General features: G+C 69.4%; 21 protein-coding genes and 2 tRNA genes. 3 read left to right on the top strand and 20 right to left on the bottom strand.

Annotated features, from left to right (window positions below):
- Positions 1-72: 72 nt before the first annotated feature.
- From RS883_RS12890 to RS883_RS12925, 8 genes are all read right to left on the bottom strand, one after another.
- Entirely contained in the window at positions 73-1,182 is a 1,110-nt protein-coding gene (locus tag RS883_RS12890) for a glycosyltransferase family 2 protein (protein WP_315760584.1), read from the bottom strand.
- Positions 1,182-2,228 carry a 3-isopropylmalate dehydrogenase gene (gene leuB / locus RS883_RS12895; protein WP_315760585.1) on the bottom strand — a complete coding sequence of 349 codons (1,047 nt, stop codon included), beginning with the start codon at positions 2,226-2,228 and terminating at the stop codon, positions 1,182-1,184. Before leuB ends, RS883_RS12890 begins: the two co-directional genes overlap by 1 nt.
- Before the next feature lie 31 nt (positions 2,229-2,259).
- On the bottom strand, positions 2,260-2,994 hold the full coding sequence (gene recO, locus RS883_RS12900) for a DNA repair protein RecO (protein ID WP_315760586.1): 735 nt from the start codon (positions 2,992-2,994) through the stop codon (positions 2,260-2,262).
- Between the two features lie 170 nt (positions 2,995-3,164).
- A complete protein-coding gene (gene queE, locus RS883_RS12905; RefSeq protein WP_315760587.1) occupies positions 3,165-3,797 on the bottom strand; it encodes a 7-carboxy-7-deazaguanine synthase in 633 nt (210 codons plus the stop codon).
- Positions 3,794-4,480, bottom strand: a complete 687-nt coding sequence (gene queC, locus RS883_RS12910) for a 7-cyano-7-deazaguanine synthase QueC (protein ID WP_315760588.1) — start codon at positions 4,478-4,480, stop codon at positions 3,794-3,796. Before queC ends, queE begins: the two co-directional genes overlap by 4 nt.
- An 82-nt stretch (positions 4,481-4,562) precedes the next feature.
- Positions 4,563-5,852 carry an MFS transporter gene (locus RS883_RS12915; protein ID WP_315760589.1) on the bottom strand — a complete coding sequence of 430 codons (1,290 nt, stop codon included), beginning with the start codon at positions 5,850-5,852 and terminating at the stop codon, positions 4,563-4,565.
- Between the two features lie 20 nt (positions 5,853-5,872).
- The gene (locus tag RS883_RS12920; RefSeq protein ID WP_409977416.1) at positions 5,873-7,357 is read right to left on the bottom strand and encodes an alginate export family protein; all 1,485 of its coding nucleotides are present in this window, start codon (positions 7,355-7,357) and stop codon (positions 5,873-5,875) included.
- A gap of 20 nt (positions 7,358-7,377) precedes the next feature.
- Positions 7,378-8,709, bottom strand: a complete 1,332-nt coding sequence (locus RS883_RS12925) for a dicarboxylate/amino acid:cation symporter (RefSeq protein ID WP_315760591.1) — start codon at positions 8,707-8,709, stop codon at positions 7,378-7,380.
- Between the two features lie 230 nt (positions 8,710-8,939).
- Here RS883_RS12925 and RS883_RS12930 point away from each other — a divergent pair, with 230 nt between their 5' ends.
- Positions 8,940-10,619, top strand: coding sequence for a sensor histidine kinase (locus RS883_RS12930; RefSeq protein WP_315760592.1), 1,680 nt, complete (start codon positions 8,940-8,942; stop codon positions 10,617-10,619).
- Positions 10,616-11,875, top strand: coding sequence for a sigma-54 dependent transcriptional regulator (locus tag RS883_RS12935; protein ID WP_315760593.1), 1,260 nt, complete (start codon positions 10,616-10,618; stop codon positions 11,873-11,875). Before RS883_RS12930 ends, RS883_RS12935 begins: the two co-directional genes overlap by 4 nt.
- Positions 11,876-11,894: 19 nt before the next feature.
- On the opposite strand, the gene RS883_RS12940 is transcribed toward RS883_RS12935, so the two are convergent.
- From RS883_RS12940 to RS883_RS12955, 4 genes are all read right to left on the bottom strand, one after another.
- Positions 11,895-11,971: transfer RNA gene (locus RS883_RS12940), tRNA-Pro, on the bottom strand.
- Between the two features lie 149 nt (positions 11,972-12,120).
- A tRNA-Ile gene (locus tag RS883_RS12945) sits at positions 12,121-12,196 on the bottom strand.
- Between the two features lie 24 nt (positions 12,197-12,220).
- A complete protein-coding gene (locus RS883_RS12950) occupies positions 12,221-13,249 on the bottom strand; it encodes a polysaccharide deacetylase family protein (protein WP_315760594.1) in 1,029 nt (342 codons plus the stop codon).
- 25 nt (positions 13,250-13,274) lie between these two features.
- A complete protein-coding gene (locus RS883_RS12955; protein ID WP_315760595.1) occupies positions 13,275-15,029 on the bottom strand; it encodes a HAMP domain-containing sensor histidine kinase in 1,755 nt (584 codons plus the stop codon).
- Between the two features lie 189 nt (positions 15,030-15,218).
- On the opposite strand from RS883_RS12955, the gene RS883_RS12960 reads away from it, so the two are divergent.
- Positions 15,219-15,686 carry an Lrp/AsnC family transcriptional regulator gene (locus RS883_RS12960; protein WP_315760596.1) on the top strand — a complete coding sequence of 156 codons (468 nt, stop codon included), beginning with the start codon at positions 15,219-15,221 and terminating at the stop codon, positions 15,684-15,686.
- Here the strand turns inward: RS883_RS12960 and RS883_RS12965 are convergent.
- From RS883_RS12965 to RS883_RS13000, 8 genes are all read right to left on the bottom strand, one after another.
- Positions 15,683-17,944: a hypothetical protein gene (locus RS883_RS12965; protein ID WP_315760597.1), complete on the bottom strand. Its 2,262-nt coding sequence runs from the start codon at positions 17,942-17,944 to the stop codon at positions 15,683-15,685. The genes RS883_RS12960 and RS883_RS12965 overlap by 4 nt on opposite strands.
- Before the next feature lie 10 nt (positions 17,945-17,954).
- On the bottom strand, positions 17,955-19,034 hold the full coding sequence (gene opgC / locus RS883_RS12970) for an OpgC domain-containing protein (protein ID WP_315760598.1): 1,080 nt from the start codon (positions 19,032-19,034) through the stop codon (positions 17,955-17,957).
- Positions 19,012-19,542 carry a GNAT family N-acetyltransferase gene (locus tag RS883_RS12975; protein WP_315760599.1) on the bottom strand — a complete coding sequence of 177 codons (531 nt, stop codon included), beginning with the start codon at positions 19,540-19,542 and terminating at the stop codon, positions 19,012-19,014. The genes opgC and RS883_RS12975 overlap by 23 nt, the downstream gene beginning before the upstream one ends.
- Complete coding sequence (locus RS883_RS12980; RefSeq protein WP_315760600.1) at positions 19,539-20,063, bottom strand: GNAT family N-acetyltransferase; 525 nt, start codon at positions 20,061-20,063, stop codon at positions 19,539-19,541. Before RS883_RS12980 ends, RS883_RS12975 begins: the two co-directional genes overlap by 4 nt.
- The gene (gene hemB, locus RS883_RS12985; protein WP_315760601.1) at positions 20,060-21,046 is read right to left on the bottom strand and encodes a porphobilinogen synthase; all 987 of its coding nucleotides are present in this window, start codon (positions 21,044-21,046) and stop codon (positions 20,060-20,062) included. Before hemB ends, RS883_RS12980 begins: the two co-directional genes overlap by 4 nt.
- Positions 21,047-21,078: 32 nt before the next feature.
- Positions 21,079-21,636 (bottom strand): DedA family protein, encoded by a 558-nt coding sequence (locus RS883_RS12990; protein ID WP_315760602.1) that lies wholly within the window; start codon positions 21,634-21,636, stop codon positions 21,079-21,081.
- A 1-nt stretch (position 21,637) separates the two neighbouring features.
- Positions 21,638-24,343: a methionine synthase gene (metH, locus tag RS883_RS12995; protein ID WP_315760603.1), complete on the bottom strand. Its 2,706-nt coding sequence runs from the start codon at positions 24,341-24,343 to the stop codon at positions 21,638-21,640.
- Positions 24,344-24,448: 105 nt separating this feature from the next.
- Positions 24,449-25,498 (bottom strand): homocysteine S-methyltransferase family protein, encoded by a 1,050-nt coding sequence (locus RS883_RS13000; protein WP_315760604.1) that lies wholly within the window; start codon positions 25,496-25,498, stop codon positions 24,449-24,451.
- Positions 25,499-25,515: the final 17 nt, after the last annotated feature.

Consider the following 25,515-nt stretch of genomic DNA (forward strand, 5'->3'; position numbering starts at 1 on the left):
TAGGCGCGGGGTCGCAGCGGCGGGAGCAAGGAATTGTTGGGTCGGGCGAAGCGGGCTCGGCGGGCCGGCGCCTCAGGCCGCCGCCTTGCGCCCGTAGCGGCCCCAGGTGAAGCGCGACGACAGCGCAAAGTTCCAGACCGCGCCCACCACGATCCCCGCGATGGCTGACAGCGCCCAATAGCCCGATCGGACATCGTGGAGGAACGCCGCGACGCCGACATTGGCGACTGCGCCCACCGAGCAGACGACGCAGAACGACACCCAGCCGTTGACCAGCGCCTTCGCCCCCCTCAGCCGCCGATCGCGATAGGTGAGCGCGTTGTTGAGGAAGAAGTTGAACGTCATCGCGACCACGGTCGCGACGATCGTCCCGGCGATAAAGCTGGCTCCCAGCCCGACATAGAGCGCCGACAGCACGGTCATGTGCACCCCGGCCCCCAGCGCCCCGATCGCCGAGAACATCGCGAAACGGATGGGCACGATCTTGCCGAACATGCGGTCGTAAAGCGCGATCAGATATTCCATGGCGACCACGTGATCGAGCTTGCTCTCGCCTTCGGTCCGGATGCGAAAGACATAGGGCAACTCCTTGAACCGCAATGGCCGATCGCTCGCCGTCATGATGTCGAGCAGGATCTTGAAGCCGATCCCCGACAGCTTTGGCACCAGGTTACGCAACAGGTCTGTGCGGATCATGAAGAAGCCGCTCATCGGGTCGGACAGCTCGGCATTGAGGACGCGGCGTGACAGGCGGGTGGCGAATTCTGACTTCGCCACGCGGTCGCGGTCCCAGTCGCCGGTGCCGCCGCCCGGCACGAAGCGCGAGCCGATGACGAGGTCGAGCGACGGGTCGCCGGCCATCGCATCGGCCATGCCGGCCAGCAGCGCCTCGTCATGCTGCATGTCGCCGTCGATCACCGCGACCAGCGGCGCGGCGGTGGCGCACATCCCCTCGATGCACGCGGTCGAAAGCCCGCGCCGGCCGATCCGCTGGATGACGCGGACGCGCGGATCGACCTGGCCGAGCTCGCGCGCGATCTGCGCGGTGCCGTCCGGGCTGTCGTCATCGACGAAGATGACTTCCCAAGCGCGGCCCGCCAGCACCTGATCCAGCCGCGCGACCATCGTCGCCACGTTCCGCGCCTCGTTGAAGACGGGGACGACGACGGCGAGTTCGAGCATCAGAGGCCAGCGAGGATGCGGTCGGCCATTTCGCGGGTCGACAGGCTGCCGCCCAGGTCCGCCGTGCGTCCGCCGCCGGCGATCGCCGCCGCCACCGCCGCCTCGATACGGTCGGCCGCATCGGCCTCGCCCAGCGAGTGGCGGAGCAGCATCGCCGCCGACAGGATCGCCGCGCAAGGGTTGGCCTTGCCCTGGCCGGCGATATCCGGCGCCGAGCCGTGGATCGGCTCGTACAGGCCGTGCCCCGTGGCGCCGAGCGCGGCCGAGGGGAGCATGCCGATCGAGCCCGCGCACATCGACGCCTGGTCCGACAGGATGTCGCCGAACAGATTGCCGGTGACGATCACGTCGAACTGGCCGGGGTCGCGAACGAGCTGCATCGCGGCGTTGTCGACATACATGTGGGTCAGCGCGACGTCGGGGTAATCCGCCGCCACCTCGATCACCACGTCGCGCCACAATTGCGAGGTTTCGAGGACGTTGGCCTTGTCCACCGAGCAGAGGCGCGACTGGCGGGTGCGCGCGGTCTCGAACCCGACGCGGGCGATGCGCGCGACCTCTGCCTCGTCATAGCGCATCAGGTCGCGGCCCTCGCGCAGCCCCTCGGCACTGGTGCCGCGCGATTTCAGGCCGAAATAGACGTCGCCGGTCAGCTCGCGGATGATAACGAGGTCGATCGCGGCGGCGACCTCGGGCCGGAGCGCCGAGGCGTCCTCCAGCCCCTTGAACAGCTTGGCCGGACGCAGATTGGCGAACAGACCCAGTTCCTTGCGTAGCCCCAGGATCGCCTGCTCGGGGCGAAGCGCGCGTTCCAGGCTGTCGTAGCGGGTGTCGCCGACGGCACCGAACAGGATCGCGTCGGCGCGGCGCGCGAGCTCCAGCGTTGCAGGGGGCAGCGGATGGCCCGCCGCGTCATAGGCGGCGCCGCCGACGGGCGCTTCCTCAAAGGCGAGGTCCAGGCCCGTTGCTTCCAGCGCGCGGCGCGCCTCGGCGGCGACTTCGGGGCCGATGCCGTCCCCCGGCAACACGGCGATCAGATGCGGCATGAACCCTCCCTTTGACGCGAGCGCCAATGCCCTAGCCGGCTGCGCGCCGCAACCGGTCGATCAGTCGCGTCCGCGCTGCGAGCGTTTCGGCCGCCCGTCCGGTCATCAGGTCGCGTTCGAGGAAATGGCCGGTGATCGCCAGCGCGTCGAAGATCGCCTCCCACCCGGGCGCACCGCCGCCCTCGCGAAGGAAGGGCGGCAACGGGAACAGCCGCGCCTCGTACCCCGCCGCCGCGGCGCGCGCGACCGCACCGCCGCTCTTGGGGCTGACGAATCCGAGATCGTCGCGCGCGCCGGTCGAGACACATTCGTCGAGCGCGAGACCGAAGCCGAGCTCGGCGAGGAGGAGCAGTTCATAGCGAGCGACGAGCCCTGCCCAACCCCGCGCCGCCGGCGCGGCCTCGACCGCGGCGAGCACCGCATCGAGCGCGGCGTGGACGCGGGGGTAAGGCTGTCCCTCGGGCAGGGTCGCGACAGTGAGCGTCGTCAGCCACTCGATCGCAGCGGCGGGGAGCGCCTCTGCAAACAGCGGCGCACGGCTTTCCACCAGCTCGACGGTCAGCGCCGCAAGCTGCGTTTCGGCTCGCGCGCGCCAGTCGCCGCGGATGAGGTTGCCGGGCTGGAGCACGGGCCGGAGCGCGCGCGACCGCCCGCCCCTGACATAGCCGGGCTGCACGCCATCATCGGGCGTCAGCGCCCGCACCACCGCGCCATGCTCGCCATGCGGCCGCACCGACAGGACGATCGCGGTAGCGGCGATGTGCATGGGTCAGGCGCTCGCCCCGATACAGGAAGTGGCGCGCTTCTCCCCTCCCTGGAAGGGAGGGGGCGGGGGTGGGTCGGCCTGCGAGGGACGGTGAAGCCCATCACTGGCAGACCCACCCCAACCCCTCCCTTCCAGGGAGGGGCTAGAAGGTGCCGCTGGGGAACGAGCCATCACCGCAATCCCAGAAGCTTGTGCGTCTGGAGCGACAACCGCCACCGCGGTCGCTCCATCGCGAACGCGGTCGCCGCGTCCCAACTGGCACGACCCGCCGCGTCGTCCAGCGGCTGGACGAGGAAGTGACGAAAGTCCCAGCGCTCGATCTCGGCGACGTCGGTGCCCGGCTGCGGCCAGACCAGCTTCAGTTCGTCGCCGGTGCGCTGGACGACCTCGCTTCCCGCCTTGGGGCTGATGCAGACCCAATCGATGCCGGGGTGGACGGGCAAGGTGCCGTTGCTCTCGATCGCGATGGTGAAATGCGCGTCGTGCAGCGCATGGATCAGCGCGTCGTCGACCTGAAGCATCGGCTCGCCGCCGGTCAGCACGACGAAGCGCCCTTCTTCACCCTCGCCCCACGCCTCGACTACTGCCGCAGCGAGCGCCGCCGCATCGGCGAAGCGCGCGCCGCCGCCGCCGTCCATCCCGACGAAATCGGTATCGCAGAACTTACAGATCGCGCTCGCGCGGTCTTCCTCACGCCCCGACCAGAGGTTGCAGCCGGCAAAGCGCACGAACACCGCGCGGCGACCGGCATGGAATCCCTCGCCCTGAAGCGTCAGGAACAATTCCTTGACGGCGTAGCTCATGGCCGGACGGCGTAACGGGTCGGGTCGGGCAGCCCCGCTTCCTCGAACCCCTTGGAGCGTAGCCGGCAGCTGTCGCACAGCCCGCAATGCAGCCCGCCGGGCGCGGGGTCGTAGCAGGACCAGCTCATGCCGGCGTCCAAGCCTAGTCGCGCGGCCTCGGCGGCGATATCGGCCTTGGTCATGTGCTGGAGGGGGGCGTGGATCTTGAACGGCTCGCCCTCGACACCCGCCTTGGTCGCGATCTCGGCCAGGCCTTCGAACGCAGAGATGAACTCCGGGCGGCAATCGGGATAGCCCGAATAGTCGAGCGCGTTGACGCCGATGAACAGGTCGCGCGCCCCCGCCGCCTCGGCCCAGCCGAGCGCCAAGCTGAGGAAGATGGTGTTGCGCGCGGGCACATAGGTGACGGGAATGTCGGCGCCGACGCCGCCCTTCGGCACGTCGATGTCTGCGGTCAGCGCCGACCCGCCGAACGCCGAGAGGTCGAGCGGCAGGACGACGTGCCGCTCGGCACCCAGCGCGCGGGCAATGCGACGCGCGGCGGCAAGCTCGACCTGATGCCGCTGATTATAGTCGACCGACAGCGCCAGCAGCCGGAACCCCGCTTCCCGCGCCAGCGCCGCCGACACCATCGAATCGAGCCCCCCGGAGACGAGGGCAACGGCAATCGGCGCGGCGGACATGTTCGGTTCTCGAGACTGTGAAAGGGGGCGCCGCCTCTCCTGGCCTGCGCCACTCTTCTTTGGTGACGCCCTGCCCCCGTGTCTAGTCCTCCCCGATCGCGCTGTTGGCCCGCGTGTCGCGCATCCTGAGGTACACGATCAACGACACGCCGATCATCGCGGTCACGTACCAGTAGAAGCCCCGCTCCCAGCCATTGTCCTTGAACGACAGCGCGACGAACTCAGCCGTCCCGCCGAAGATGGTGTTGGCCAGCGCATAGGGAAGCGCGACGCCCAGCGCGCGGACATGCGCCGGGAACAGCTCGGCCTTCACCACCGCGTTGATCGAGGTATAGCCGGTGACGATCACCAGCGCCGCCATCACCAGCGCGCCCGCCGTCCAAACGTCGCGCGTCTGCTCCAGCGCGGCGAAGATCGGATAGGTGAACAGCACGCCGGCGATGCCGAAGCCGATCATCAGCGGCTTGCGCCCCACCCGGTCGGACAGCGCGCCCGCGAACGGCTGAAGGCACATGAAGACGAACAGGGTGACGGCGTTGATCTGGCTCGCAGCCTCTCGGCTGAACCCGCTGGTGTTGACCAGGAACTTCTGCATGTAGATCGAATAGGCATAGAAGGCGAGCGTACCGCCCGCGGTCAGCAGCATGACCAGCCCGAACTCACGCGGGTGGCGCTTCAGCAGCATCAGCGCGCCCGACTTCTCCGCGCCCGCGGCTTTCGCGTTCTTGTAGCTCTCGGTCTCGGCCAGGCCGCGGCGGATGCGGAACACGACGATCGCCAGCACCGCGCCGATCGCGAAGGGGATGCGCCATCCCCACGCCTCCAGCGCCGCCGGCGACATCGTCGCCTGAAGAATCAGGAGCAGCGAGATGGCAAGAAGCTGTCCCGAAATCAGCGTGACGTACTGGAACGAGGAGAAGAAGCCGCGCCGATCGCGCCCGGCCATCTCCGACAGGTACGTCGCCGACGCGCCATATTCGCCGCCGACCGACAGCCCCTGCATCAGTCGCGCGATGACCAACAGCGCTGGCGCCGCCAGCCCGATCGTCTCGTATCCCGGCGTCAGCGCGATGATGAGCGAGCCGGCGCACATCAGCGTCACCGACAGCGTCAGCCCCGCTTTCCGCCCATGCCGGTCGGCATAGATGCCCATGATCCACGCGCCGACCGGCCGCATGATGAAACCCACCGCGAACACCGCGGCGGCGCTCAGAAGCTGCGCGGTGCGATCCCCCTGCGGAAAGAAGTGCGGCGCGAAATAGAGGGTGAAGGCCGAATAGACATACCAGTCGAACCATTCGACCATGTTGCCCGTCGACCCGCCGATGATCGATTTCAGGCGGTGGCGGCGATCGTCGGTCGCATCGGTCATCACACTCTCCATCATCCTGATTAGAAGCGGAAGCTGATCCAGCCCGCAAGGAAGTCCGAGCTCGAATAGCCCGCCTTGGTCAGCGACGGTCCTGCGGCCAGATGCTCGTAGCGGGCGGTCAGCGAGAGCCGCGGCGCGATCGACCACACGGCCTGGAGCCGCGCGACGTCGGCGATCTTGGCGTCGGCGACGTTCTGCGTGCCCGCGAATGGCTGGCCGTTGGCGCGATAGACCGCGTCGCGCACGTCGTCGCGCCAGGCGAGTTGATACTCGGCGGTGACACGCAACTTCCTGGCCGGCGAGAAGGTGAAGTTCGGCGCCACCGTGATGAGGTTCGAAGGCGTTAGATAGAGCTGGTAGCTGTAATAGATGTTGTTGCCGAACGGCGCATAGGCATTGCGAAGCTTGCCCTCGCCATAGCCGCCCCCGCCGCTCGCATAATCGGCGTGGAAGCCGATCCGCGGCGCCGTCGCCTTGTCGCCAAGGCGATAGGTCTGCGCGAAGAAGGCGTGCCAGGCGTCGATGTCCTGGTCGATATACGTCCCCCATTGATGGTTGACCGACCAGTCGACGTTGACCCGACCGACATCGCCCCACAGCCGCGCACCGGCATAGAAACGCTCCGCCGGCCCGATCCGGCCGCCCCACGCGCCTACGTCATTGCGGCGGCGCCAGACAAAGGGATCGAAGTAGAGCGACGACTTGCCGAACCAGTTCTTCGGCAGCACGAACCCGGCGGTCACGCCCGAGAAGCGGCGGGCGGGATCGACGATGTCGTCCTCGGGGCCGAGATCGCCATATTGGGTGGGCTTGAGGTCGAACAGGTCGACGCGCACCTTCGACCCGCGCGCCCACAGCCGCAGGCCGTTCAGCGTATAGCGGATGGTGTTGTTATCGCGCTGGGAGACGAGCAGGTTCGGACCGTCGGTGAACTCCTGCCGGCCATAGCGTGCGCCGACATCGACGCCGCCGACCTCCGCCTTGGCCTCGGCGAAATATTGCTGGAACACGAACTCGTTATCCAGCGTCGCCGCGGGCACGCCCAGGTTGCGGCCCGAGATGCCGCCATGCGCGACCTCGCCGAAGAAGCGCAGGTGCGGCCCGACATGCAGGTCGGCGCCCAGGAACAGCCGGCGAATATCCTGTCGCTGATGGCTGGTCTCGCGAAGGTTCGGGTTGCTCGTCATGTTGACGCGCAGCCGCGCCTCGCCCGACAGTGTCAGATAGACGTCGCCGTCATCGTCGAGCGGTAGAAATTTCAGTCGGTCGAGCGGATCGTCGCGCTTCGTGGGGTCGCGCATCACCCGCCAATCCTCGGCCCAGCGGGAGAGGTTGTAGCCGTTCGTCGTCGCGCCGTCGCCTGTGGCGGCATTGGGATAGCTGCTGACGGTCGGATTGGCCGGGTTGCGGGTCTGCCCCGCTTCGCTCGGCGCCGTCTGAGCGACAGCGGGAACGCCGAGCAGCAGCGTCGCCAGTCCCGTGGCGCCGCGAAGGGCGCGCTTCATGCGGATCATGATCGCCGTCCTTATTCGGCCGGAACGGCGTCGGCGGGCATCTGGTCGACGCGCGGTGCCTTGCCGGAGAGCGCGAGCGCGAGTTGCTCGCGGTCGAGGCGGCCTTCCCAGCGCGAGACGACGACGGTGGCGACGGCGTTGCCGATGAAGTTGGTGAGGCTGCGGCACTCGGACATGAAGCGGTCGACGCCCAGGATCAGCGCCATGCCCGCGACCGGCACCGACGGGACGATCGACAGCGTGGCGGCCAGCGTGATGAACCCAGCGCCCGTCACCCCCGCCGCGCCCTTGGACGACAGCATCGCCACGGCGAGCAGCATCAGCTGCTGCCCCAGGGTGAGCTCGACCCCCACCGCCTGTGCGATGAACAGCGCCGCCAGCGTCATGTAGATGTTGGTGCCGTCCAGGTTGAAGCTGTAGCCGGTCGGCACGACGAGGCCGACGATCGACTTGGGACAGCCGGCGCGCTCCATCTTCTCGATGAGGCTGGGCAGCGCGCTCTCGGACGAGGAGGTGCCGAGGACGAGCAGCAGCTCGGCCTTGAGATAGGCGATCAGCTGGAAGATCGAGAAGCCCGCCCAGGCCGACACCGCACCCAGCACGACCACGACGAACAGGACGCTGGTGAGATAGAAGGTGCCGACCAACGCGGCGAGGTTGGCGAGCGTGCCGACGCCGTACTTGCCGATGGTGAACGCCATCGCGCCGAACGCGCCGATGGGGGCGGCCTTCATCAGGATCGCGACGACCTTGAACACGGCCAGCGACACGTCCTCGAGCGCGTGGAGCAGCTTCTCGCCGCGCTCCCCGATCATCGCGAGACCGATGCCGAACAGGATTGCGACGAACAACGTCTGCAGGATGTTGCCCGCGGCGAGGCCGCTGACGAAGCTGTCGGGGATGATGCCGAGGAGAAAGCCCGTCAGCGTCGTTTCATGCGCCTTGGCGGCATAGTCGGCGACCTTGCCCGCATCGAGCGTCGCCGGATCGATGTTGAGGCTGGCGCCGGGCTGGATGACGTTGCCGACGATCAGCCCGACGATCAGCGCCAGCGTCGAGAAGAACAGGAAGTACGCGAATGCCTTGCCCGCGACGCGGCCGACCGAGGCGAGGTCGCGCATGCCGGCGATGCCGGTGACGATCGTCAGGAAGATGACGGGGGCGATGATCATCTTGACCAGCTTGATGAACCCGTCGCCGATCGGCTTCAGCGCCTCGCCCGTCGCCGGGGCGAAATGGCCCAGGAGCACGCCGGCCGCGATCGCCACCAGCACCTGGACGTAGAGATGCGCGTACCACGGGCGCGGCGCCGTGACGGCGGGGGTGGTGTCGATCGGAACCATCTGACCTCTCCTTCCGCCACTGTCGGGCGGATCGATGAACGTCTTCAAGGTGCGACAGGTAGACATGCGGACCGAACAATTTTTAGCGATCGCCGCTTTTCGCCGGATTACTGCGGTTTTTGCGCCGATCACGATTGTGCCGACTGCATGCGGCATGCGAGAATCTGCATCCGGCCGGAAGGCCGAGTGCAAGGATTTGCACAGCTCCGCCGACGCGCTAGACCCGCGGCATGACTCGCGCCCGCTCAGGCATGATCTGGCTTGCCGCGATCCTGGCGACGGCATCGCTCGCCGCGCTCGCGGCGGGCTGGATCGCAGGCGAGCGATCGACGACAAGCCTGCTCGATGCGACCCAGGCCGATGCGCGGCTGCGCGCCGCGCTGCTCGACAGCGAGCTTGCCCGCTATCGCCTGATGCCGCTCGCGCTTTCCGACGATTCCGATGTCGTCGCCGCGCTCGCGGGCCGCGAGCCCGCACGCCATGCGCTCGACAACAAGCTGGAGGCGCTGGCGCGCGAGACCGGCGCATCGGTGATCTACGTCGTCGATCCCCGCGGGATCGCGATCGCCGCCAGCAACTGGCGCACGCCGGTCAGCTTCGTCGGCAACGATTATGGATTTCGGCGCTATGTCGCGGATGCGCAGCGATCGGGCGCCGCGACGCAATTCGCCCGCGGCACCGTCAGCGGCAAGCCCGGCCTTTTCTTCGCCCAGCGCACCGACGCCGGCGGCACCGTCGTCGTCAAGCTCGAGTTCGACCGTGTCCAGTCCGACTGGGCGCGGGCGGGCGGCGAAACCATCGTCCGCAACGCCGCGGGCATGGTCGTCGTCAGCAGCCGCCCTGAATGGGTGTTCCGGCGCACGCGAGACCTGTCGGCGACCGAACGCGCGGCCCTTGCCGCCGATAGCAGCCTGCCACCGGGTGCGCTCGCCCCCCTCCCCCCGACGCGAGGCAGCGTCGCGAGCACCGTTCCCACCGCGCAGCCCGGCTGGGCGCTGACGCTGCGCCGCCCCACCGCCGCCGCCGTTGCGCCCACCGTCCGCATCGCCGCGACCGGCGCGGCGCTGGCGGTCATCGCGATCGGCGCGCTCGCCTGGGGCCTGCGCCAGCGCGCCGCGCTCGCCCGCCGCCGTACCGCCGAGCTCGAGGATGCCGTCGCCGCCCGCACCGCCGCGCTGACGCGCGAGATGGAGGAGCGCGCGAGCAGCGAAGCGCGCGCCGCCGATCTGCGCGAAGGGCTGCGCCAGGCAAACCGCCTCGCCACGCTGGGCCAGGTCACCGCCAGCGTCGCGCACGAGACCGCGCAGCCCGTCGCGGCGATCCGCACCTATGCCCAGACGAGCGCGATGCTGCTCGATCGCGGTGACGAGGCGGCGGTTCGCGACAATCTCACCGCGATCGCGCGCCTCTCCGACCGCATCGGCACCGTGACCGAGCGGCTGCGTGGCTTCGCGCGGCGGCGTCCGGGCACGCTACGCCCGATCGCGCTGGTCGAGGTTGTCGAGGGCGCAGGCCTGATCCTCAAGGAACAGCTTCGCCGCATCACCTTCGACCAGCCGTCAATCGATCCGGCGCTGACGATCATCGGCGGGCGCGTCCGGCTGGAACAGGTGCTCGTCAACCTCATCCAGAATGCGCTGGAGGCGCTCCGCGACGCCCCCGATCCCCGCATCGTCCTCGCGGTCGAGCCGGGCGCGCGGGAGGTCGTGCTGAGCGTCACCGACAACGGACCCGGCGTGCCTGCCGACGTTGCCGAGCGGCTGTTCACGCCCTTCGTCACCAGCCGTGCGGAAGGTCTTGGCCTCGGCCTCGTCATCGCGCACGACATCATGGTCGAGCTGGGCGGCGCGCTGCGCCACGTGCCCACCGACCGGGGTGCGCGGTTCGAGATCGTAATGGTGCGCGCATGACCCTGGTCGCACTGGTGGACGACGACGAGGATCTGCGCCGCGCGACGACGCAGCTGCTGACGCTGGCCGGCCATCAGGTTCAGACCCATGAAGCGGCCGCACCCGCGCTGGCGGCGATCGGCGCGGACTTCGAAGGCGTCGTCGTCACCGACATCCGGATGCCGGGCATGTCGGGGCTCGAACTCTTCCGCGCGCTCCATGCCCGTGATGCCGAGCTGCCGGTGATCCTCGTCACCGGGCACGGCGATGTCGAGATGGCGGTCGGCGCGCTCCGCGAGGGCGCTTGGGACTTCCTGGCCAAGCCGTTCAGCCCCGACGCACTGCTCGCTGCGGTGACACGCGGTGCCGCGACGCGCGCGCTCGCGCTGGAGAACCGGCGCCTGCGGACGCTGGCGGAGGCGACCGCGGCCGACGAGCTAGTGGGCGAGAGCGCGGCGATCCGCCGCCTGCGCGCCAGCCTGCCCGCGCTCGCCGACGCCGATCTCGACATCGTGGTCGAAGGCGCAACGGGCACCGGCAAGCAGCTGCTCGCGCGGATCATCCACCGGTCTGGGCCCCGCGGGCGGCACCGCTTCGCCGTGATCGACTGCGCGGTCCTGTCGGAGAGCGCGCTGCCCGAGCTGTTTGGCGCGCAGGGGCCGATCGCCCGCGCCGATCGCGGCACGCTGTTCCTCGACAATCTCGACCGCGCGGCGGCGCCGCTCCAGCATCGCCTCGTCCAGCTGGCCGAGCGGCGGGCGGTGGCGCTGGACGCGCGCGATCCCGTCGGCGTCGATCTTCGCATCGTCGGCGCGATCGACGAGGGCGCGCAGGATCGGCTGCTGCCTGCGCTCTACCACCGGCTGGCCGCGGTGACACTGCGCCTACCGCCGCTAGCCGAGCGGCCGGAGGATGTGGCGCTGCTCGCCGCGCATTTCCTCACCGCCCATGCCGCGCGCCGCGGGATGGCGCCGCCGCCGCTCGGCACCGCCGCCGCGCTCGCTGCTCGCCGCGACTGGCCGGGCAATGTCCGCGAGCTGGAGGCGGCAACCGAGCGCCTGCTCCTCGGGCTGGACGAGGCGGCGGGGGAAACGGCGGACCTGCCCCTCCCCGACCGCGTCCGCGCCTTCGAACGCGCCGCCATCGAAGAAGCCGTGACGCGTACCGTCGGCGACGTCGCGCAGGCGATCCGGCTGCTCGGGATCCCGCGCGAGACCTTCTACTATCGGGTGAAGCGCCTGGGCATCGACCTCAAGCGGCTGCGCGGCGACGGGTGACTGTTTGGGACGGGTGAGTTGGTCGGGGAGACAGGATTCGAACCTGCGACATCTTGCTCCCAAAGCAAGCGCGCTACCGGGCTGCGCCACTCCCCGACCGAGTGGGTGCGCCTAGACGAACGTGGGGCGGGACGCAATCGCGGTGCCGCGGGCAGAGGCCGCGTCGTCGAACGCGGCTTTTCGCCGCGCCGGCCGCAGCGCCGCCAGGGCGGGCGCAAGCTTCACTTCCCGCCTGCGCGCGGCGCTGGTGGGCCCGGCAGGATTCGAACCCGCAACCTAGCCGTTATGAGCGGCCAGCTCTAACCGTTGAGCTACAGGCCCCCAGCCCCGCTCGCCTAGCGGAAGTCACGCCGCCTGGGCAAGGCGCGGCGCGGTTGCGGCGGCGACGAGTTCGGCCTCGCCCGCCGGCCGCACACCGCGAGCCTCGAGCCGATCGAGCACCGCGTCCCACCAGGCGTGGAAACGCGCCACGTCGGCGGCATCGCGAACATAGGGGGTCATCCCCGGAACGATCGTCGGCGAGTGGAAGGAGAAGTTGAGAAGCTCGACGCCGTCATCGACCGCGCGGTCGATCGCGCGCAGCGCCTCGGGCAGCGGCATCTCTTCGGGCGTCAGCGCGATCCGGTCGAGCAGGCCGAGGCGAGAAGCGACGCCGCGGCCGCGCGGCAGCCGGCCGAGCAAGTCGTAGAGCCCCGCCCCGCCCCCGCGCAGCGCGCCCAGCCACACCGTCGTCAGCGGCAGCTCCAGCAGCGCTTGGTCCGTGCCGGCGCGGAAGGCGTGGTTGCCGACATGGCGGAAATCGGGGCCGCCTTCGTGGAGATAGCAGAAGCCCGACCGCATCGAGCTGTCGATGACATAGCCGCGCTCGGCGAGCAGCGAGAGCGTCGCCGGGCCCATGCCATAACGACCGGCACGGAAGATGCGCGGCGCGCGGTCGAACGCCGTCTCGATCGCGGCGCCCAGCAGGTCGAGCTTGGCCCCTTCGAGTGCAGGCGGCAGGTTGCCGGCGAAGCTGTTGGTGCGGTTCACCAGCTCTTCGTGCGGCGGATTGACCCACGGATGAAGGTGCGCGCCGATCGCGCTGACGCCGTCCTCCAGAAGCGCGCGCAGCACCGCAATCGACGACGGCGTGGTCGCAACGGGGTGATCGACCAGATAGGTGATTGGCACGCCGCGCTCGGCGAAGCGGCGGTGGAGGTCAGGCAGCGCATCGATGGCGGTTACGCCGCGCGCCTCACGCGAGAAGGGCGCGTTCCAATCGAACTCCTCCTCGGTATCGACGAAGATCGAGAAGCGGGTGCCGAACTCCTGGGGCCAGGCGAAGCGGGGGCCGACGGGCGGGGCAGCGGCGGCGGGCAGCGATGCGGTCGACATGACCGCGGTTGCTACCGCGCCAGCGTCAAGATTTGGTTGCCGCGCGGGCGCCGTCCTGACCCGCGGCCGGCAACCGCACCTCGATCGCCTCTGTGCCGAAGACGATGTCGCCGCCAAGCTCTCTCGCGAGATTGTCGGCCAGGCGGAGCGCGAAGGCGGTGCCGAGCGGCAGCGCGGCGAACGCGGCGTCATCGTGGCTGACCTCGCCGCCGGCCTCTGCCTGTTCGGGCAAGTGGGCAGGACGGGTGATCGACAGAGTCGTGCGCTCGCCGGCCGGGGCCAGCGTCATGGCCAGCCGCTCGCCGCGAGTCGTCGCCGAGAGCAGCGTGGCGAGCAGGCGGCCGAACAGGCGCTCGATCGCGTGCCGGTCGCCCTGCACGCCCGCGTCCTGGTCGGGCAGCGCCAGCGTGGCGCCGCGAAGCTCGGCCAGCGGCGCGAGGTCGTGCGCAACGGAGCCGAGCACCGCGCGCAGCGACACGGCCTCTGGCCGGAGCGTCAGCGCATCGCTCTCGATCCGCGCGGCGAGATCGAGATCGTCGATCGCGCCGAGGAGATCGCGGGCATGGCGATGGATCGACTGCGCACGGTCGCGATAGGGGTCGGAGACCGGTCCCAGCATCTGGAGCGAGATCATCTCCGAGAAGCCGATGATCGCGTTGGTCGGCGTGCGCAGCTCGTGGACGAGCTGGCGCAGCGCGTCGGGCGCGGGTGCCGGGCGCGGCGTTGCCGTCTCGCCCGGATGCGGACGGCGGGCGGTACCGCGATAGCCGATGAAGCGGCCGGAGGCGGGATCGAACGCCGGCATTGCCGACATCAGCCACTCGCCCGCCGCCGCGCCATTGCCGCCGATGACGAGATGCGCGTCGCGGAAGCGTTCGCGCTGGCGGAACGCGCCGGCCGCGACGCCGTCGACACGGGCCATCCCGCCGCCGCCGGCGAGGCGAAGCGACAGGCCGATCAGCGCGGCGCGACCGGGGCCGTCCGCCCAGTGGATCAACCCCTCCGCATCGGTCTCGAACCGGATGCGCGAGGCGGGCGGCACCGGATCGGCGGCGGGGCGATCACGCTCGCGCGAGGCCTGGAACGCGTCGATGCGCGCAACCACGTCAGCGATGCGAAACGGCCCCTCCGGCACGGGCTCGGGTGCGGGCGGCGGTGCGGGCTCGGCCTCGCTGCGGCGCACCGCTTCGGCAACGACGGGCAGCGTGAACGCGGCCGAGCCGAGGCTGGTGAAGTTCGACGGGATCGGAAAGGCGCGGCGAACCGGTTCGGGCGCTGGGTCAGGCTCGACGACCGACAGTGCGGCCACCGGCGCTTCCACCACGACGGGCGCGTCATCCTGGATCACCCGCTCGTCGGCGAGGACGAAGTCGACCGGGCCGAAGCTGTCGAGCGCGCGCCGCACTTCGGCGTCGAGGTCGCGGCGGTGGCGCAGGATCGCGCGGGCGGGCGGCGCGATCTCGCCCAGCAGCGAGCGCCATTCGTCGGGAGCGAGCCGCGCGGTGCGAAGGACGGGCGCTGCGACCGCCAGCTCATCCCGCGCGAACAGGCGAACGAGTGCAAAGGGCGGATTCGCAAAGGCTAGACCCCGTGCCGCCGCCGTCCTATGCGACAGCTCGACCGCGGGTGCGATCGCCTCGAGCGTCTCGATCGCTCGCGCCTCTGCCGCCACCCGGCCCCGACCGATCAGGTCGACCAGCTGGCGATAGACCGACCGACGCGCCATGGGCGTCGAGAGGTCGGCGGCGAGCACGGTGTCGAGAGTATCGTCGAAGCGCAAACTGCCTGGTTCCTGGGTCGCCGGGGGGCGCCGTGAAGGATTCCTTAACGCTTCCGACTCGACGCAGGAACCATTGTTTCGGTCCCAAAATCGACGCGTCGCATTGTGGGACAATTGCGCGGCCAAGCAATTTTCTTCTAAGGAGCGGCCACGCGCCGCGCTGTTTGTACCAGATTTTCCGGAGCCTGCATGAGCCTCGACCGCATCGACCGCCAGATCCTCGCCCTGTTGCAGGAGGACGGGCGCATGACCAATGTCGAGCTCGCAGAGCGCGTCGGCCTGACCGCTCCGCCCTGCCTTCGCCGCGTGCGGGCGCTGGAGGAAGCCGGCGCGATCAAGGGCTATCACGCGGCGCTCGATCCGCTGACGCTCGGCTATGGCATCACCGTCTTCGCGCTGGTCAGCCTGAAGAGCCAGGCGGAGAGCGACCTGGCCGCATTCGAGCGGCATGTGGCGAACATCCCCGAAGTGCGTGAGTGCCACATGCTCAATGGCGAGATCGATTTCATCCTCAAGATCGTCGCCGCCGACCTGAAGGGCTTTCAGGAGATGCTGACGACGCAGCTCACCACGGCGGAGAATGTCGCGAGCGTGAAGACGTCGCTGACGATCCGCACCTCGAAGGCGCTGCCGGGCATCCCTGTCCCCGACGCCTAATCGTCCTTCAGGTCGGCCAGCGGGCCGCTCAGCACGGGGACGATCGACGAATAATCGTCGGTCCAGGCGGGCACGTCCTTGCGATAGCGCAGCGGCTCCCAATTGCCGCCTTCGCTGACCAGCACCGCAAGGCTGACGGGATCGCGGGTGAGCGCGATCCAGTCCGACATCGTCGCTTCCGAATTGTCGGCGACGGTCGGCGCATAGCGGAGCGCCGCGGCATACCAGCCGCGTCCGCGCGCGGTCGCGGTCACGACCGGCTCCAGGTCGAGGAAGCGGTTGGAAACGTGGACGAGGAGCAAGCCCTTCTTGCCCAGCACCCGGCCATAGTCGTCCAGCGCTTCGCGCGTCATCAGGTGCATCGGCACCGCGTCGGACGAGAACGCGTCGAGCGCGAGCAGGTCGAGGCTGTTGGCGGGCTGTGCCGCGATCGACAGCCGCGCGTCCCCAATGACGATGCGCGGATTGGGCAGGCAGCGGCCGAGGAAGCCGAACTTGCCGCTGTCCCGCGCGATCCGCACCACCGTCGGATCGATCTCGTAGAAGCGCCAGTCCTGGCCGGGCTGCGCATAGCAGGCGAGCGTTCCCGTCCCCAGCCCCACCGCGCCAACCCGGGCGTTGGGGCCGAAGAGCGAGGGCAGCACCTGCATCGCCTGTCCGATGCCCGATCCGGGGACGTAATAGCTGGTCGGCTCGCGCGCCTTGACCGGATCGTCGACGAACTGGACGCCGTGGAGCGTCGTGCCATGGGCCAGCGTGCGGGTGCCGTTCGCGGGATAGTCGCGGATCGTATAGACGCCGAAATAGCTGCGCGTGCGGGTGTCGCCTTCCCAGCTGATCTGGAGCGCGCGCCAGCCGCCGAACAGCAGGAGCGAGGCGACGAGCACCGCGACGAACGCCGGCCGCGCGCCGATCACCGCGATGCCGAGCGCGGCGAGGCCGAGAAACGCGGCGCTCTCGTGCCGCTTGCCCAGCAGCCCGCCCGGATCGTTGAGACCGACCAGCATGATCGCGATCGCCAGGGCGGTGACGATGCCGAGGACGAGCGGCCGCCGCCGCTCCCACGCGCCCGACAACAGCGGCAGCAACCAGGTCTGCGGCACCAGCAGTCCTGCGGCGACGATCAGGATCGGGTATTCGTACGTCCAGTCGAACACGACCGGCGCGATCAACCCCGCGAACACGCCGCCGAGCGCGCCGCCGACCGACATGGCGAGATAGAAGCCCGTCAGCCGGTCGGGCTCCGGTCGCAGGCGATAGAGCGCGGTGTGGAGCGCGACCGCGACCATGAACAACAGGCCGAGCGCGATGATCGCGTTGAGGTACGGATATTCGTGCGTCCCGCCGATCATCACGCCGCCGAAGACGAGAATCGTCACCGGCGCGAAGGTCGTCAGGAAGTCGGCGACCCGCCGCCCCGCGGCGAACGCGACGCTGAAGCTCAGGAGATAAAGGCCGAGCGGGAGGACCCAGAGCAGCGGGACCGCGACGATGTCGGTGGTGAGGAAGGTGGAGGTCGCGAGCATCAGCCCTGAGGGGACGAGCGACAGCGCGATCCAGTGGGCGACCCAGCCGCGGGTCGGCGCGGCGCTGGTCGGGCGCTCGCGCGCGGCGGCGGGGCCGCGCGGCAGGCCGAACGCGCAGCCGGCGACGAGCAGTGCGACCAGCGCGTAGCCGCCGCTCCAGAGCCAGCTTTGCGCCGACAGCGCCATGTTGGGCTCGACCAGCAATGGATAGGCGATCAGCCCGGCGAAGCTGCCGATGTTCGAGGCGGCATAGAGCGCATAGGGGTTCACCCCCGGCGCCGAGGCGGCGAACCAGCGCTGAAGCAACGGCGCCTGGGCCGAGACGGCGAGAAACAGCGGCCCGATCGACGCGAACAGCAGCCACGGCACCCAGAGCGCGGGCTCGTCACCGGCGGCGGGCTTGGCGTCGGTGAGGCCGATCGGCAGCCACAAGGCGGCGACCGCGAGCAGCGCCAGGTGGATGCCCGCCTGCCGCTTGACGCCGAACCGCCCCAGCCAGTGCGCATAGCCATAGCCGCCGAGCAGCAGCGCCTGATAGACAAGCATCGCCGAGTTCCAGACCGCGGGCGCGCCGCCCAGTCGCGGCAACGCCATCCGCGCGATCATCGGCTGGACGAGGAACAGGAGGAACGACCCCGACAGGATCGCGGCCACGAACAGGGGGCGGATGGGCCGGATCGCACGAACGGCACCGCCGCCCGCGCCGCCGTCCCCGTCGGGCTCGATACGCATGGCCCGGACCTTAGCGCGCGGGCCTGCGATTGGAAGCGACATCGAGGGCGTAGGCGAGCGCGACCGTCGCGGCGATGCCGATCGCGACCGCGGCGAGATAAGCGCCGTGGCCGCTCCCCAGCCGCAGCACCAGCGTGCCAAGGCCATAGGTGAGCAGCACGCCGCCCGCGAAGGTGTCGAGGCTGCGCCGACCGATGGCGGCGACGGCGGCGTACGGCTGGCGGCGAAGCCAGCCGCCGAGCAGCGTCAGCAGCGAAAGATAGAGAAGGAGGACGAGCACCGCGTGACCGACACGGAGCACCGTCAGGCCATGACGCGCGTCGAGCCAGGCGGGCTCGATCCCCATCGGCTTGACCACCGCGCCCGCCGCGAACAGCAGGACGAGCGGCAAGGCGACGAGCCGGTGCCGGTCGAGCCAGGCGAGCAGGGCCACGTGGATGCGCATCGACCCCAGCGCCATCGGCACGAAAAACATCATCTGCCACGCGAGCCGATCGGGCAGGCCGTCCTTCATCCCGCCCCCCGCGACGCGATCGATCGTCCAGACCTGTGCGCCGATCCAGATCGCGACCGACAGCGCGATCAGCAGCGCGTTCGACCTTCGCTGCACCGCGATCGCGATCGGCGCGGCGAGCATCAGCACGATGTAGAGCTGAAGGATGTCGAGCAGGCGCGGCGCCGACTGAAGCGTCAGGAACCGGACGCCCGCGCGGAGCGGATCGGTGACGAAGGCACCGAGGTTCCAGAAGGCGAGCTCCTCCGCCGGCATCAGCGCCGCGAGCGGCAGCACGCAGGCGAGCAGCGCGAGATTGTAGAGCCACAACCGCCCTGCCCGCTTCCACACCGCGAGCATCGGCGCCGGGCGGCTGAGATAGACGAGCCCGACCATATAGCCCGACAGCATCACGAACAGCTCGGCCGCGGTCGACCAGCCCAATCGCGTCGGTGTCGGGATTAGGCCTTCGCGCAGCCCGCCGAGTTCGGCGACCTGTCCCAGATGATTGATGAGGATGACGAGGATCGCCACCCCCCTGACGATATCGATGCGCGTCTCGCGCGCGGGCGCGTCAGCCGGGGCGGTCGATGGCATAGACGATGTGGATCGACAGCGGATCGTCGGGCGCGAGCGCGGGGTGCGAGAAGTCGAGATCGACCTGGCGCCGCATCCCCAGCCGCTCCATCAGCCCCCAGCTTCGGACGTTGGCGGGCACGGTGATCGCCGCGACCCGATCGATGCCGTTCGCCCACGCCCAGTCAAGGCTGGCCGCCGCCCCTTCGCGCGCGATGCCTTGCCCCCAGGCATGGCGGGCGAGGCGCCAGCCGATCTCGACCGCTTCCTCGATCGGCGTACCCTTGGCACCGGGCTTGAGGCCACAGAAGCCGAGAAACGCGCCGTCTTCGCATCGCTCGATCGCCCAGAAACAATAACCGAACTGCGCCTGAAACCGCTGCTGGCGCTCGATTGCCGCGCGGGTGCCGGCTTCATCGAGGAGCGGCCCTATGAACGCCATGACGTCGGGATCGCGACCCATCGCGGCGAAGGGCGCGACGTCGGTCTCGCGCCAAGGGCGCAGGATCAGGCGATCGGTCTCGATCACTGCGGGCGTGCGAGCGCGTAGGTGACGGTGCGGCGGCGCAGATCGTCGGCGGTGAACGCGGGATGGTCGAAGCTGAGCGCCGGCAAGTGCACCATGCCGAGCCGATCCATCAGCCGGCGGCTGGCACCGTTCAGCTCGGCCGTGATCGCGACGATTCGCGGCGGCGCAACCTCCGTCCAACCCCAACCGAGCGCCGCCCGCATCGCCTCGCCGGCGAGGCCCTGGCCCCAGAAGGGCGGCGCGAACATCCAGCCGGCCTCGACCTCGCCCTCGATCGGCGTGTCGGGCGCACCGGGCTTCAGGCCGGCGAACCCGGCGACCGCCCCGTGCTTCTCGACCAGCCAGAACCCGTATCCATGGTCCCAATAGTCGAGGTGCCGCGTCAGCGTCGCCTCGCTCGCGCGCCGATCCTTGACCGGGCCGAGATCGGCCATCACCGCCGGGTCGCCCCAGATCGCGGCGAGCGCTTCGATGTCGGTCGGCTCGGGCCGCCGCAGCACCAGGCGCTCGGTCCGGATCACGCGCCCAGCAGCCGCGCGGCGTGCGCGGCGTGATAGGTGAGCACGCCCGAGCAGCCCGCGCGCTTGAACGCCATCAGCGTCTCCAGCACCAGCGCGTCGCGATCGCCCGCGCCCGCCGCGGCGGCATGCTCGATCATCGCGTATTCGCCGGACACCTGGTACGCGAAGACGGGCACCTCGAACCGCTCCTTCACACGGCGGACGATGTCGAGATAGGGCAGCCCGGGCTTGACCATCACGCTGTCGGCGCCCTCGTCCAGGTCGGCGGCGACTTCGCGCAGCGCTTCCTCGGCATTGGCGGGGTCCATCTGGTAGGTCTTCTTGTCCCCCTTCAGCCGCCCGCGGCTGCCAACCGCATCGCGGAACGGGCCATAGAAGGCGCTGGCATACTTTGCCGCATAGGCCATGATCTGGACATTGTGGTGCCCGCCGCTTTCCAGCGCGGCGCGGATCAGGCCGACGCGGCCGTCCATCATGTCGCTGGGCGCGACGATGTCGGCGCCCGCCGCGGCCTGGACCAGCGCCTGCTCGGTCAACACCTCGGCGGTGGCGTCGTTGAGGACATAGCCGGCGGCGTCGACCAGCCCGTCATGGCCATGCGCGGTATAGGGGTCGAGCGCGACGTCGGTGAGGATGCCAATGCCGGGCACCGCATCCTTGATCGCGGCGATCGCGCGGCACATCAGATTGTCGGGATTGACCGCTTCTCGCCCATCGTCGCTGCGCAACCGCTCGGGCGTATTCGGAAAGAGCGCGAGCGCCGGAATGCCGAGCACCGCCGCCTCCCGCGCGCGCTCGACGATCTGCGCGACCGACCAGCGCGACACGCCCGGCAGGCTGGCGATCGGCTCCTCCTCCGCCCCCTCGGTCACGAACAGCGGCCAGATGAGGTCGGCGGGCGTCAGCACCGTTTCGGCGTGGAGCGCGCGGCTCCAGGGACTGACGCGCGTGCGGCGCAGGCGAAGCGCGGGATAGGTCGACATGGCCGCCTCTATCGGCCGCGGGCGTCAGCGCATCAAGGGGCGCGGTGCCGGAACCGGCGCACGATCAGCCAGCCGGCGACGCCGATGCCCGCGGCGAGTGCCACCCACTCGACCCCACGCACCAGCCGACCGAGCACCGCCTCGATCGTGTTGCCGAACAGAGTGCCCAGGCTGACGAAGATCGACGCCCACAGGATCGCGGCGCACGCGTTGAGGAGGAGGAAGCGGCTCGCCGGGATGGCGGAGGTACCGATCGCCAGCGGGCTGACGGTCCGCAGGCCATAGAGGAAGCGGAACGCGAAGACGAAGCCGGTCGGATGCCGCTCGAACGTCGTCATTGCCCTGGCAAAGGCGGGGCGTGCCATCAGCCGGGCGACGCGCGGATGATGGCGGAAGCGGCGGCCGGCCAGGAAAAAGCACTGGTCGGCGACGAACGACCCCGCCGCCGCCGCGGCGATCGCGGGGCCCACGCCGAACAATCCGTGATGTGCGGCCACGCCGCCGAGCACGACGACCGTCTCGCCCTCTACCCCCGCGCCGACGAATAGCGCGGGGAGGCCGAACCGGGCGATCAGCGCCTCGACGCTCATGTCAGTCGAGGTTGGGGCGCAGCCAGCGCTCGGCTTGGGTCAGATCGACGCCGCGGCGGCCGGCATAATCCTCGAGCTGGTCGCGGCCGACGCGGGCGACGCCGAAATAGCTCGCGTCCGGATGACCGAAGTAGAAGCCGGACACGGCGGCGGTCGGCAGCATCGCGAAGCTCTCCGTCAGCGTCAGGCCCGCGGTATTGCCGGCATCCAGCAGGTCGAACAGCATCGGCTTGGCCGAATGGTCGGGGCATGCAGGATAACCGGGTGCCGGGCGGATGCCGCGATACTGCTCGCGGATCAGCGCCTCGTTGTCGAGCTGCTCGCCCTCGGCATAGCCCCACAAAGTGGTGCGGACATGCTGGTGCAGCCGCTCCGCAAACGCCTCGGCAAAGCGGTCGGCGAGCGCCTTTAGGAGGATGTCCTGATAGTCGTCATGGCCCGCCTTGAACCGCGCGATATGCTCGTCGATGCCGTGGATGCCGACCGCGAACCCGCCGATCCAGTCGCCCGACGGGTCGACGAAGTCGGCGAGGCACATGTTCGGGCGCCCCTCACGCTTGGCGATCTGCTGGCGCAGGAAGGGGAAGCGAACCTCTTCGCCTCCCTCCCGCTCGCGGGAGGGGCTGGGGGTGGGCGTGACCGCGGGCGCTGCGCTCGGTGAGACCTCATGCCCATCCCCGACCCCTCCCGCGGGCGGGAGGGGGGAGATCACGACATCATCGCCATCCCGACGGCAGGGCCACAGCCCCACCACGCCCTTGGCGGTCAGCCACTTCTCCGCAACGATCGTATCGAGCATCGCCTGCGCGTCGTCATACAGCGCGCGGGCGCTTTCGCCCACCACGTCGTCGTCGAGGATTGCGGGGAAATTGCCCGCGAGTTCCCAGGAGCGGAAGAACGGCGTCCAGTCGATCACCTCGCGCAGGTCGGCGAGGCTCCAGTCGTCGAACACATGAAGCCCCGGCCGGCGCGGCGCGCCGGGCTTGATCGCGAAGTCCGCCTTGAAGCCGTTGGCGCGCGCCTTCTCGATCGGGATCAGGTCGGACTGGCCCTTGCCCTCGCGCGCGCGGCGGACGGTGTCGTATTCGTCGGCGACCTTCGTCACATAATCGTCGCGCTGGGTGTCGGAGACGAGCGTCGTCGCGACGCCTACCGCGCGGCTGGCGTCGAGGACGTGGACGACCGGCCCCTGATAGGCGGGCGCGATACGCAGCGCCGTGTGGACCTTCGACGTCGTCGCGCCGCCGATCAGCAGCGGCATCGCCATGCCCGCGCGCTGCATCTCCTCGGCGACGGTCACCATCTCGTCCAGGCTGGGGGTGATGAGGCCGGACAGGCCGATCATGTCGGCGTCGTTCTCGTTCGCCGCCTCGAGGATCTTGGTCCAGGGGACCATGACGCCCAGGTCCACGACCTCGAAGCCGTTGCACTGGAGGACGACGCCGACGATGTTCTTGCCAATGTCGTGGACGTCGCCTTTGACGGTGGCCATCACGACGCGGCCCTTGCCCTTGGCGCCCGGCTGCTTCTCGGCCTCGATAAAGGGAAGCAGGTGCGCGACCGCCTTCTTCATGACGCGAGCGGACTTCACCACCTGTGGCAGGAACATCTTGCCCGATCCGAACAGGTCGCCGACGACGTTCATGCCGTCCATCAGCGGCCCCTCGATCACCTCAATCGGGCGGCCGCCGCCTGCGGCGATCGCCTGGCGCATCTCCTCGGTATCCTCGACGACATGCGCGTCGATGCCCTTGACCAATGCGTATTCCAGCCGCTTGCGGGGCTCGAAGCCGCGCCATTCCTGCGCGGCCTTCTCCGCCACCGCATCCGTGCCGCGGAAGCGTTCGGCCAGCGCGACGAGGCGCTCGCCCGCCTGCGGATCGCGGTTGAGGATGACGTCCTCGCAGGCGGTGCGCAGTTCGGGGTCGATCGCGTCATAGACATCGAGCTGGCCGGCGTTGACGATCCCCATGTCCATGCCCGCGGGGATCGCGTGATAGAGGAACACGCTGTGCATTGCCCGCCGCACGGGCTCGTTGCCGCGGAAGCTGAAGGAGAGGTTCGAGAGCCCGCCCGAGATGTGGACGTGCGGGCAGCGCGCCTTGATCTCGCGGCACGCTTCGATGAAGTCGACGGCGTAGTTGTCATGCTCCTCGATTCCGGTCGCCACCGCGAACACGTTGGGATCGAAGATGATGTCCTCCGGCGGGAAGCCGATGCCGGTCAGGAGCTTGTAGGCGCGCTCGCAGATCTCGACCTTGCGGTCCTTCGTGTCGGCCTGCCCCACCTCGTCGAAGGCCATGACGACGACCGCGGCGCCGTAAGCCATGCACTTGCGCGCCTGGGCGAGGAAGCCGGCCTCGCCCTCCTTCATGCTGATCGAATTGACGATCGGCTTGCCGCTGACGCACTTCAGCCCCGCCTCGATCACGTCCCATTTGGAGCTGTCGACCATCACCGGCACGCGGGCGATGTCGGGCTCGGCCTGGATCAGCTTCAGGAACGTCGTCATCGCGTGGTGCGCGTCGAGCAGCCCCTCGTCCATGTTGACGTCGATGACCTGCGCGCCGTTCTCGACCTGGTCGCGCGCGACCTCGACCGCGGCGGCATAGTCGCCGGCCATGACCAGCTTCTTGAACTTGGCCGAGCCGGTGACGTTGGTGCGCTCGCCGACATTGACGAAGATGGGGGTGGGGTTGGTGGCCACAAGAATTCCGTTCGCTTCGAGCGAAGTCGAGAAGCGCTGGTGATGCGCCTGGCCCCGTTTCTCGACTTCGCTCGAAACGAACGGGGTGTGTTCAATTAACGCCGATTAGGCCGCCATCGTGAACGGCTCCAGGCCCGCGAGCCGCATCTGTACCGCCACTTCGGGCAGCGCACGCGGGGGCAGGCCCGCCACCGCCTCGCCGATCGCCTGGATATGCGCGGGGGTCGAGCCGCAGCAGCCGCCCAGGATGTTGACCTGGCCATGCTCGGCCCAGTCGCGCACCAGCCCCGCGGTCGTGACCGGCGCCTCGTCATAGGCGCCGAGCTCATTGGGCAGCCCGGCATTCGGATAGACCATGATGAGCGTATCGGCGAGCTTCGACAGCGTCGCCACGTGCGGGCGAAGCTGCTCTGCACCGAAGGAGCAATTAAGCCCGATCGTCACGGGCCGCGCATGGCGGATCGCGTGCCAGAACGCCTCGACCGTGTGGCCCGACAGATTTCGCCCGGAGAGGTCGGTCAGCGTCATCGACAGCATGATCGGCACCTCGCGCCCCAGCGCCTCGCCCGCCTCGATCACCGCCATCACGCCGGCCTTGGCATTGAGCGTGTCGAACACCGTCTCGATCAGGATGAAGTCCGATCCGCCCTCGATCAGCGCATCGACCTGCTCGCGATAGACGTCCTTCAGATAGTCGAAGTCGATCTCGCGAAAGCCGGGATCGTTGACGTCGGGCGACAGCGACAGCGTCTTGTTGGTCGGCCCGATCGCGCCGGCGACGAAGCGCGGGCGGCCGTCCATGGCCTCGAACGCGTCGGCACATTCGCGTGCGATCCGGGCGCTCGCCACGTTGATCTCGCGCACCAGATGCTCGGCGCCGTAGTCGGCCTGGCTGATGCGATTGGCCGAGAAGGTGTTGGTCGAGACGATGTCCGATCCCGCCTTCAGATAGCTTTCGGTGATGAGCCGCGGCACCTCCGGCTTGGTCAGCGCGAGGATGTCGTTGTTGCCCTTCTGGTCATGGGTGAGGCCCAGGTCGCCGGCATAATCGGCCTCGGCCAGCTTCCAGTTCTGGATCTCGGTACCGAACGCGCCGTCGGTCAGCAGGATGCGCTTGGCCGCTTCGGCAAACAGGCGGGTGCGGGCTGTTTCCATCTTCAATCTCCCCCCTC

Origin of the sequence: Sphingomonas sp. Y38-1Y, assembly GCF_032391395.1 — a bacterium.
GTDB lineage: Bacteria > Pseudomonadota > Alphaproteobacteria > Sphingomonadales > Sphingomonadaceae > Sphingomonas.

Coding starts and splice junctions, on each gene's coding strand:
- RS883_RS12890 (WP_315760584.1), bottom strand. CDS start 1,182: ATGCTCGAACTCGCCGTCGTCGTCCCCGTCTTCAACGAGGCGCGGAAC.
- leuB (WP_315760585.1), bottom strand. CDS start 2,228: ATGCCGCATCTGATCGCCGTGTTGCCGGGGGACGGCATCGGCCCCGAA.
- recO (WP_315760586.1), bottom strand. CDS start 2,994: ATGCACATCGCCGCTACCGCGATCGTCCTGTCGGTGCGGCCGCATGGC.
- queE (WP_315760587.1), bottom strand. CDS start 3,797: ATGAGCTACGCCGTCAAGGAATTGTTCCTGACGCTTCAGGGCGAGGGA.
- queC (WP_315760588.1), bottom strand. CDS start 4,480: ATGTCCGCCGCGCCGATTGCCGTTGCCCTCGTCTCCGGGGGGCTCGAT.
- RS883_RS12915 (WP_315760589.1), bottom strand. CDS start 5,852: ATGACCGATGCGACCGACGATCGCCGCCACCGCCTGAAATCGATCATC.
- RS883_RS12920 (WP_409977416.1), bottom strand. CDS start 7,357: ATGAAGCGCGCCCTTCGCGGCGCCACGGGACTGGCGACGCTGCTGCTC.
- RS883_RS12925 (WP_315760591.1), bottom strand. CDS start 8,709: ATGGTTCCGATCGACACCACCCCCGCCGTCACGGCGCCGCGCCCGTGG.
- RS883_RS12930 (WP_315760592.1), top strand. CDS start 8,940: ATGACTCGCGCCCGCTCAGGCATGATCTGGCTTGCCGCGATCCTGGCG.
- RS883_RS12935 (WP_315760593.1), top strand. CDS start 10,616: ATGACCCTGGTCGCACTGGTGGACGACGACGAGGATCTGCGCCGCGCG.
- RS883_RS12950 (WP_315760594.1), bottom strand. CDS start 13,249: ATGTCGACCGCATCGCTGCCCGCCGCCGCTGCCCCGCCCGTCGGCCCC.
- RS883_RS12960 (WP_315760596.1), top strand. CDS start 15,219: ATGAGCCTCGACCGCATCGACCGCCAGATCCTCGCCCTGTTGCAGGAG.
- RS883_RS12965 (WP_315760597.1), bottom strand. CDS start 17,944: ATGCGTATCGAGCCCGACGGGGACGGCGGCGCGGGCGGCGGTGCCGTT.
- opgC (WP_315760598.1), bottom strand. CDS start 19,034: ATGCCATCGACCGCCCCGGCTGACGCGCCCGCGCGCGAGACGCGCATC.
- hemB (WP_315760601.1), bottom strand. CDS start 21,046: ATGTCGACCTATCCCGCGCTTCGCCTGCGCCGCACGCGCGTCAGTCCC.
- RS883_RS12990 (WP_315760602.1), bottom strand. CDS start 21,636: ATGAGCGTCGAGGCGCTGATCGCCCGGTTCGGCCTCCCCGCGCTATTC.
- RS883_RS13000 (WP_315760604.1), bottom strand. CDS start 25,498: ATGGAAACAGCCCGCACCCGCCTGTTTGCCGAAGCGGCCAAGCGCATC.